This window comes from uncultured Dokdonia sp. (assembly GCF_937910895.1).
GTDB lineage: Bacteria > Bacteroidota > Bacteroidia > Flavobacteriales > Flavobacteriaceae > Dokdonia.
Genome location: NZ_CALEMI010000093.1, coordinates 1 through 9,235 on the forward strand (window position 1 = coordinate 1; position 9,235 = coordinate 9,235).

A 9,235-nucleotide genomic window follows, 5' to 3' on the forward strand; every position below is an offset into this window, starting at 1 on the left:
TTTTTCTACAATCATATAGAGCATATTGCCATGGGTTTCATTAAAATCACCCAATGCTTTTTGTTTGGGGACATAATATAATTTGGGATGCGTATGATTTATCTGTATCGCTTCTGCCAATAACGGAATGGCAAAGGCGCCAAACGGATGGGCTGCGGTATAGAAATCTTCAATGACGGTTGCGGGAACTGTTCCTTCAAAATAGTCATCGGCGTCAAGGTCATTGTATCCTTTTGATTTTAGGAAGGCGAGAGGATCTTTGGCAATCGCTCGCATATTATATTCTCTATCATCTTTAGAAACCAGACGTAATCCTATGGTTTGGTTTCCGCCTCCTGCACGTTCTACAGTGAGACCTCCATAAAGGGTATCAAGCAAAGCCACAGGCGCTTCTACTTCAATACCATACGTATATCGGTAATGTTCTCCCCAAGATTTTACATATTTTTCACTTTTCACCACACTCTCTGGTGGGTATACCGAAGCTTTTATCGTTTTAGGAAATGTTGTAGGAAGGCTATCAATGTTATAGGCTTTGGGTTTGTTAAAAGCCTGTGTATTGTAGAGTTCTTTAAAGGTACTGTCTGTAAGTTCAAAGAAGTGAACGGAAGAGGATCCGTCTTTGTAGAGTCGTACTTCAGAAAATCCTGCTTTGGTAGATGAGAATGTCCCTCGTTTTCCAAGTCTGCCAGGTTTTACACTACTTGCCGTTCCAGCAATCACTTGTTTTATGTTGTCGTGGTTTATGTATTGCATTACCCGTTCGTGACCAGAAAGTATGATGGCACGTGGCGCTTCTAGTAATGCTAATTCTATGGCATTCATCAATTCATTCATAAGTGGGTTGTACCTATCTTGTTTTGATAGTCCACCTTGAGAGCGTAAAAAAGCCCACAATACACCGCCTCCTGGCACAAAGATATTTTCTGCAGTAGGTCGATACACGACTTCGGCAGGAATCTCACCACCATATACACCATTGGTATATAGCGGATGATGGATGGCAATGACAATTGTTTTATGCCGTGCTTTACGAAGTCCATCTGCAAGAATCGCTCTAAACTGCGTGCGGGTTTTAATTTCACATTTATCATTCATACCTTTAATCTTACTCCAGTCTTCTATGTACCATTGTGAGTTGATGAGTACAAGTTCTGTGGTATCATTAATATCCATAAATTCTAGTGGACATCCATTTTTTGGTAAAAAATGATCTTCTTCTTTATAGAAGTTTTCTATAGATTCTTCAATCGTTTCAAGTCCTTCTATGCCTTCTTCATTCCAATCAAGTTCTCCTGGAATAAAGAGTGTAGTGCCTTTAAAATCTGTAGAAACTTGAAGCTGTTGTTGTAGTTGTCTTTTATTGCGGTTGTTAGTAAGATCATTATCATGAACATTATCTCCTGTAAATATTAAAAAATCATCTTCCTTACTTGTTGTTGAAAGATGATTTTTTAATGTATTGAGGAGTTCCTCATTACTGCTTTTAGCGTAGGCACCCGCATTTGCTAAAGTGTATATGCTTGTATACTCTTTACTTTGGGTGTTAGTAAGAGGCGTTTTATTTTCAGGATCAAGATATAGATCGCTATGTAATCCACAGGATTGTAATACTAATACTAAGAATGTTACACAAGTAACATTTTTTATAAATGACTTACCACACAGTTTTTCGTTCACGTATTTTGAATTTTTTCAAAAGTAACGCATTAAACTATGTAGGTGTTATATAAAAATTAAATATCGTTCTATAATATCCACGTCAATATATAGGTTTTAGATCCTAATATATTCTTTATTAAGATTAGTTTCTGCGATCATCTCTTTTGTAAAACGTAAATGTCCTTTGGTGGTGATGATTCTAAAGCGGTAATCTTTCATTTTGGTTAAGGTATCCAATAATAACCACTTAGATTTTAATAATCTAGGCTTTGATGATTTTAAGCTTACCTCAAAGAAATATTTAATACCTCGTTTTTCAGCAACGATATCTGGAGTAAGTGTGTTTCCAGTTTTCTGACGTGTGTAGGAGATAGGAGTTTCATAACCTTCTATGTCTGCTTTAATGTTTTCGAATCCTTTGTTTTCTAGGTATTCAATGCTCTCTGTTAAAAATGTGTTGTTATTTTCTGTCTGCTTGTCTAGTTGTATCATAGCTTATAATATATCATTTTGAAAGAGAAATTATCATAAGAAAGGGTTAAAACTGGGAAAATAATTATTAATACACTTATTGTTAACGCTTTAAAAAACTGTACTTTTTGATTTGATGTGGATGGATAACGATTCTTATTACTAAAAGTTATTTCTTTAAATACGATACATTCTAAGTACGCTTTCGCGAAAGCGTATAAAGACTACTCCTCTTTAAGAAGTTTAGTCTCTATCAAATAACCAAACAACTTATTTTATAGATAATAGGCAATGATAAACCCTAGGAGAATGACACCTAATTTGGAGGCATTAAATTGATGATTCTTAGAACTTTCAAATAAGATCGTAGTCGATACGTGTAAAAGGACCCCCACGACAAAGGCGTTAATAGGTGCTTTGTAAGATTCAAGAATAAATTCTTGCTGATTGATAAAACTACCTAAAGGAGTCATCAATGCAAAGACGATTATAAATATGATAGATTGCCACAGCTTCATTTTAGATAACAGCAAAAACGAAGAAATAATAATCGCAATAGGAACTTTATGTACGACAATCCCATACAGGATATGCTCATTTTCTGAAATTGGAAACCCTTCAATAAGGGCGTGAACACATAAACTTATAAAAAGAAACCAAGGAAAATGGGTTGTGTTTTTTTGATGTGTATGACCATGTTCTGCTCCTTTAGAACCAAATTCTAATAAAATTTGAACAAGAAGTCCTGCAATAATGTATATTCCTATTTCTTTATTTTGGGTGACATAAATTTCTGGAAGAAACTCAAAAATAGTAATCGCTAATAAGAAGGCTCCACTAAAGGAGAGTAATAGCTTAATGCTACTATTTATGGTAGGTTTAGCTATAATGGCAATCGAAAATCCAATTAAAACGGCAAAAATAGGTAATAGTATTGCAGTCAAAGGTTCTTTATTTTGTATGGTTGTGTGGGTAAAATTAACGTATTTTTGCGGTATATGAGTGAACAGAATCAAAACTTTAAGATGGTAGCCAAAACATTTTTTGGTTTCGAAAAGATCTTAGCTAATGAATTACGTAATCTAGGTGCAGGAAATGTAGAAATAGGGGTACGTAATGTTTCTTTTGAAGGCGATAAAGGATTTATGTATAAAGCTAATCTTTGTTGTCGGACGGCGATTAAAATCCTAAAGCCGATTGCCGAGTTTCGTGCGATGAATGAAGACGAATTATATCGTCGAATTCAAAAGATGAATCTACGGGCTTTTATGAATGTCAAAACCACCTTTGCTATAAATGCGACGGTGAGTGGCGATATATTTACACACTCTCAGTACGTAGCTTTTAAAGTAAAAGATGCGATTGTAGATAAGTTTAGAAAAGAAGAAGATGTACGTCCAGATGTCGATGTAAAACATCCAGACATCCGTCTTAATATACATATTCAAGGTTATTGGTGTACTGTTTCTTTAGATAGTAGTGGCGCTTCTTTACATCATAGAGGGTATAGAACAATGACCAATATTGCTCCTATTAATGAGGCACTAGCTGCAGGCTTAATACTAATGAGTGGCTGGGAAGGACAATGTGATTTACTAGATCCTATGTGTGGTAGTGGTACCATGCTTATAGAAGCCGCCATGATCGCCGCTAATGTACCAGCCAATCTGAATAGAAAGGAATTTGCTTTTGAAAAATGGGAGGATTGGGATCCTGATTTATACGACCTTATAGAAGCAGCCGCTTTAAAAAAAGTCAGAGATATTAAATACAAAATCATAGGCTATGACAAAGCACCTTCGGTAATTAGTAAAGCAAAAGAGAATATCAAAAACGCACAACTCCAAGATTTTATAACGATAGAAGAACGAAATTTCTTTGAATCTAAAAAAGAAGGAAATGACTTTTTACAACTCGTTTTTAACCCACCGTATGGAGAGCGATTACCTGTGGCTATGGAAGCATTTTATGCAGAAATAGGGGATACGCTTAAATCTAGTTATCTAGGATCACACGCATGGTTTATTACATCCAATATGGAAGCATTGAAACATGTAGGTTTACGCCCTAGCCGAAAAATAAAATTATTTAATGGGAGTTTAGAAAGCCGATTTGTGAAGTACGAAATGTACGAAGGAAGTCGAAAAGCAAAACACCAAGAATCATAAGTATCCTCTTATCTACGGTCCTGATATGAAAAAATTAAAAGTTAAAAAACGCCAGTTTAAAATCAAATTACGTAAGAAGGTATTAGGGCACTATGCCAAAGGTGTTATTTATGATACCGAAAACGGAATGATTCTCGCGCCTATAGATGACTATACGATTGGACGATATTTGGGCTTTAAAGGCGGATGGAATATTTCTGAGATCAAAGAGCTTTTAACGTATATAAACGAAGATGATACTGTCTATGTACTAGGTACTCATATAGGAACATTATTGATTCCTATAGGGAAACAATGTAAAGTCATTGTGGGGTATGAAGCAAATCCTGATACGTTTGGATACGTGTCAAAAAATGTACTTATTAATGATCTGGATAATGCGACCCTTTTTAACTACGCTGTAGGAGATGAAGAAAAGAAAATCTCGTTTCTTAAGAACACCCTTAATAGCGGCGGTAGTAAAATAAAACCTAAGAAAGATATCTACTTATACTCTCACGATAATCCTGATACGATAGAAGTAGATATGGTTCGGTTGGATGATCATATCAAAAAAGAAAACCTTCCTGCTGCAGATTGTATTATTGTAGATATAGAAGGTGCTGAATATTATGCCTTACAAGGAATGCAGGATGTTCTTGCAGGTGCGAAGATGTTGTATATAGAATATGTGCCACATCATCTTAAAAACGTATCAGGTGTTTCTAACAAAGACTTTATAGATCTTATTGTTCCTCATTTTGACAAGGTGCGCTTTGTAGGTCAAAAGAAGGAAATGGATATTAGTACCTCCCATGAAGATTTTCTAACGTTTCTAGATACCTTGTATGCCAATGAAAAGGCAGATGATTTGCTGTTTACTAAGAAAAGTAATTAAAAATACATTTCCTTTTTCTAGTGAGGTGTTATATGCTTTCGCGAAAGCGTACCCAATATCTTTATATTATTTTTTGAAAATCGGAATCAGATAAGACAAGGTATATCCATACCCTACGCCAAATTTACTAGCGTCTGTTGTCTTACCAAACCCAGGGATGTAGACGTTTTCAAAGCCATCAGGTTCCGTTTCTGTAACTCTGTTTTTGATTTGAAGATTGATACCTAAATACAAATTACTGAATAGCTCGGCTTGTATACCTAATTGAAATTCTAACCATACCGTGCTTAAGCCATTAAATTCTCTGCTGTCTGTACGTAGATCTTCTTCAAAAAAAGTATTTGAGGTAGAAATGGTATACGAATTAAGTTCTTGCGTAAATGTAGAAAAACCAGCGCGAACTCCCGCGTAGATAAGGTTGTTCATTCCAAGCCAGTTGTTATAAGCATTGTAGTTAAATCCTGCTTTGATGTATGAACCTTTCGAGGTGACGTCAATATTTGTAAAATCATCTACCGTACGGGTTTCATTCCCTAGCTCGGCAGCGACATAATAGTTACTACTTACTCTAAAATCTCCTACAATTTCAAGGCCGCTGTAGTTGTCATCTAAAAAACTACGGATAGGTTTGGAGAGATCAATTCCCACACGCAAGCCGTACGGTGATTTTTGAGCTGTAGTGTCAATAGCAGTCGTCAATTCATCTTCCTGAGCACATAGAGATGTACTCATACAAATAATGAGTACACTAGAAAAAAATCTGAATATGTGCTGAGGTTTCATCTTCTACCGTCGTGTTTGTGATTAATACATCTTGTATCCAAGCATCGTCATTTTGAGAACTTGGATTTGCGTCTAAGGCATCATAAATGATTCTAAATCCGCATGCTTTACTTATATATTCTTCTATACGTACATAGGTAATTCCTAAGCCATCAATATTTTCTGGAGTTTCTTCACTTTCATTATTGGCGTTGAGTACAAACAGAAAATTGGTTTGATCTACATCTGTTCGTAATGGGATAGAGATCGTAGAGGTGTTAAATTCCAGTCCTACCGTTTCTCCGTTTTCTACAACGATAAGGCCAGTAGGTATTTTGGGTTCGGTGGTATTTTCGATATCAAAAAAATCAATGACGAGTAAAGGAGTTACTGGAGTCGCTTCTGCACATATATCATCTCTCTCGCAAGATGAGAAAAAGATAGCGAGCCAAGCTATAAAGAATACGGGTTTAAATTTCATGAAATTACCTTTTTTCTAGCAGTACTACATTTTCTACGTGATGTGTCTGTGGGAACATATCCACAGGTTGTATACGGGTTACTTTATAGGTTTCATCTAGTAAAGCAAGATCACGTGCTTGTGTTGCACTATTGCAACTTACGTAAACTACTTTTTGTGGCGCAATGTTTAAGATTTGTTTAACCACATCGGCATGCATTCCATCTCTTGGAGGGTCTGTAATAATGACATCTGGGATTCCGTGAGCGGCTATAAAATCATCATTAAAGACTTTTTTCATATCCCCAACATAGAACTCCACATTCTCTATACCGTTGTGCTTTGCATTTTCTTTAGCCGCTTCAATAGCGTCTGGTACAGACTCTACACCGATTACTTTTTTTGCATTTCTAGCAACAAACTGCGCTATCGTTCCTGTACCTGTGTATAAATCATATACGAGTTCATCTCCTGTTAAACCAGCAAAGTCTCTGGTGATTTTATACAGTTCGTAGGCTTGTGCAGAATTGGTTTGGTAAAAAGACTTCGCATTAATTTTAAATTGTAAACCTTCCATCTCTTCAAAAATATGATCTCTTCCGTGGTAGCAAATGACTTCCTGATCATAGATCGTATCATTTCCTTTGGAGTTGATCACATATAATAACGAAGTGATTTCTGGAAATTCGTTTTTTAAATAATCGAGTAGGAGGATACGCTTGTCTATATCTTCTTTAAAGAATTGAATGAGTACCATTAATTCTCCCGTAGAGGAGGTACGTATCATTAAGGTACGCAGTAAACCTTCTTGATTTCGGGCATTATAAAATGCCATATTGTGTTGCGTTGCAAAGGCTTTAATCCCATTACGTATGGCATTACTCGGATCTCGTTGTAAATGGCACTTTTCAATATCTAAGATTTTATCCCACATGCCTGCAATATGAAATCCTAAAGCATTGCGGTCTTCGATCACTTCATCACTTCTGATTTGTTCAAGAGTCAGCCACTTGCTATCAGAAAATCCAAATTCCATTTTGTTACGGTAAAAATATTGCGAAGCACTTCCCGCAATAGGTGTAATTTCTGGAAGGTCTATTTTTCCTATGCGTGTCAGATTACTAACCACTTCTTGCTGTTTGTATTCTAATTGGTATTTGTAATCCATGTGTTGCCACTTACAACCACCACACACTTCAAAATGCTGACATTCGGGTTGGGTACGCTTTCGCGAAAGCGTATGCACGTGTATCGCCGTTCCCTCATAATAGGATTTACGTTTTTTGGTGGTTTGTACATCGACCACATCACCAGGTACGGCATTACTGATAAAGACGACTTTTCCATCGGGTGCGTGCGCGATTGCTTTTCCTTTGGCACCTGCATCGGTGACTTCAAGTTCTGTAAAAACTTGGCGGTTTTGTTTTCTTCTAGACATCACGCAAAAATAGCCTGTTTTTATGAAACAGGCTATATGAATTAATTGCTATCTCTTTCAAGAGAATTTTTATGGATTAGATGCTATTTAAGGAATAGTAGTTGTACGGGGAGGGAGAGTACAAGTGTTACTTAAACACCCAAGAGAAGAGTCAGTTGGAGGATCAGGGATACGGGTATCGGTTGTTTCAGTACACGTTGTACATCCCTGATCTGTATTTACGGTTTGCCCTCCCCCTGAAATATAACGCATGTTCGTTGTCAATCTCGCTATGTTAATTTTTTCTAATGATAATTTTTTTTGCTTTTTTTTCATGTTTCTTTTTGTTTATTATTGATAGAATAAACTTAAAGTATAATTTCTATTTTGTAGTTAATTATAATCGCTTGTATGTCGTTATTTCAAAATATAGACCTGTTTTCTTATTATTTTTTCTATCGACTTTATATAGTAGGAAGGATAGATCCCATATTTTCTATAAAAAAACTTAGAAAAAGATTCTGCATTGCTAAAACCAGATTCATTGGCAATGGTTTTGATCGTGTATTTCCGAAAAGTGGCATCTTCTCTTAAACGTCCTAATGCATACTCAAGACGGAGGTTTCTTAGATAGACATTAAAACTTTCATTTTTTAAATAAGTAAATGCTTTAGAGAAATAAGGCCTATTCGTGCCAATTTGTTGGGCTAATTTTTCTGAATTCATAGATTGAATTAGAAACTGTTGTTTCTTTTCAAACTCTTTTAGATACGCTTCCGTTTTGGTGAATATTTCATCGGGGATATTAGGTTTCTCTTGAGGCTTTTTACTTTTCTCTTTCGTTTTTTTTGAGATATTATTTTCTTGAAGTTGTTGAAATCGCTTTTTGTATTTATTTTTTTGAATAAGGGAATAGGTTAAAAATAGAAGGACAATACCCAGTAAACCAAAAGAAACAAGTAGGATACTTTTTGATTTTTTATTTTGTCTGTCAAGAGCATCTATTTTGTTTTTATGATTTTCTAATAGAATCGGAAGCTCGTATTTAGTTTTAATGGTATTGTTTATAGACTTATAATTCGTATCAAGAATACTATCAAAGGCATATATTTTTTTCAGGTATTTTAATTCATTTTCAACATCACCTTTTTTTTCATAATAATTTTTTAAAAACCTATAGCCTTCAAAAGTTTCGGGTAAGATAGATTCTGAATTATCAATAACAGAATCTACTTTTAGAAAGTACGTTACTGCTAGCTCCTTATGGTTATTGTTTAGATGTGATTTTCCAATATGATAATATATTAAACTTATACTTTCTTTATAATCAATACGACTCATATAGTCTAATACCTTATTCATTTTAAGGCTTGGATCTATTGTATATTCATTGTTTAATTCATTAATGGCTTGTAGTA

Annotated in this window: 9 protein-coding genes; 2 read left to right on the forward strand and 7 right to left on the reverse strand. The window is 35.2% G+C overall.

What is annotated here, in order from left to right:
• The 3 genes from Q0505_RS11745 to Q0505_RS11755 all read right to left on the reverse strand — a co-directional run.
• On the reverse strand, positions 1-1,680 hold a 1,680-nt coding region (locus Q0505_RS11745), incomplete at its 3' end, for a metallophosphoesterase (protein ID WP_299213031.1).
• Between the two features lie 96 nt (positions 1,681-1,776).
• Positions 1,777-2,154, reverse strand: a complete 378-nt coding sequence (locus Q0505_RS11750) for a hypothetical protein (RefSeq protein WP_299213033.1) — start codon at positions 2,152-2,154, stop codon at positions 1,777-1,779.
• Positions 2,155-2,408: 254 nt separating this feature from the next.
• Positions 2,409-3,077, reverse strand: coding sequence for a ZIP family metal transporter (locus Q0505_RS11755; RefSeq protein WP_299213035.1), 669 nt, complete (start codon positions 3,075-3,077; stop codon positions 2,409-2,411).
• A 54-nt stretch (positions 3,078-3,131) separates the two neighbouring features.
• Here Q0505_RS11755 and Q0505_RS11760 point away from each other — a divergent pair, with 54 nt between their 5' ends.
• Positions 3,132-4,301, forward strand: a complete 1,170-nt coding sequence (locus Q0505_RS11760) for a THUMP domain-containing protein (RefSeq protein ID WP_299213037.1) — start codon at positions 3,132-3,134, stop codon at positions 4,299-4,301.
• Between the two features lie 25 nt (positions 4,302-4,326).
• A complete protein-coding gene (locus Q0505_RS11765; RefSeq protein WP_299213039.1) occupies positions 4,327-5,178 on the forward strand; it encodes an FkbM family methyltransferase in 852 nt (283 codons plus the stop codon).
• A gap of 66 nt (positions 5,179-5,244) precedes the next feature.
• Here Q0505_RS11765 and Q0505_RS11770 read toward each other — a convergent pair whose 3' ends face one another.
• The 4 genes from Q0505_RS11770 to Q0505_RS11785 all read right to left on the reverse strand — a co-directional run.
• A complete protein-coding gene (locus Q0505_RS11770; RefSeq protein ID WP_299213041.1) occupies positions 5,245-5,910 on the reverse strand; it encodes a DUF6048 family protein in 666 nt (221 codons plus the stop codon).
• A gap of 16 nt (positions 5,911-5,926) precedes the next feature.
• Positions 5,927-6,421: a DUF6452 family protein gene (locus tag Q0505_RS11775; protein ID WP_299213043.1), complete on the reverse strand. Its 495-nt coding sequence runs from the start codon at positions 6,419-6,421 to the stop codon at positions 5,927-5,929.
• 4 nt (positions 6,422-6,425) lie between these two features.
• A complete protein-coding gene (gene rlmD, locus Q0505_RS11780) occupies positions 6,426-7,838 on the reverse strand; it encodes a 23S rRNA (uracil(1939)-C(5))-methyltransferase RlmD (protein WP_299213045.1) in 1,413 nt (470 codons plus the stop codon).
• Positions 7,839-8,234: 396 nt separating this feature from the next.
• Positions 8,235-9,235, reverse strand: a 1,001-nt coding sequence (locus Q0505_RS11785; protein WP_299213047.1) for a helix-turn-helix domain-containing protein, incomplete at its 5' end; no start/stop codon positions are given.

What these genes read in the sequence shown, in the direction of transcription:
- Q0505_RS11760 (WP_299213037.1), top strand. Translation starts at nt 3,132, where the DNA reads ATGAGTGAACAGAATCAAAACTTTAAGATGGTAGCCAAAACATTTTTT.
- Q0505_RS11775 (WP_299213043.1), bottom strand. Translation starts at nt 6,421, where the DNA reads ATGAAATTTAAACCCGTATTCTTTATAGCTTGGCTCGCTATCTTTTTC.
- rlmD (WP_299213045.1), bottom strand. Translation starts at nt 7,838, where the DNA reads ATGTCTAGAAGAAAACAAAACCGCCAAGTTTTTACAGAACTTGAAGTC.
- Q0505_RS11750 (WP_299213033.1), bottom strand. Translation starts at nt 2,154, where the DNA reads ATGATACAACTAGACAAGCAGACAGAAAATAACAACACATTTTTAACA.
- Q0505_RS11765 (WP_299213039.1), top strand. Translation starts at nt 4,327, where the DNA reads ATGAAAAAATTAAAAGTTAAAAAACGCCAGTTTAAAATCAAATTACGT.
- Q0505_RS11770 (WP_299213041.1), bottom strand. Translation starts at nt 5,910, where the DNA reads ATGAGTACATCTCTATGTGCTCAGGAAGATGAATTGACGACTGCTATT.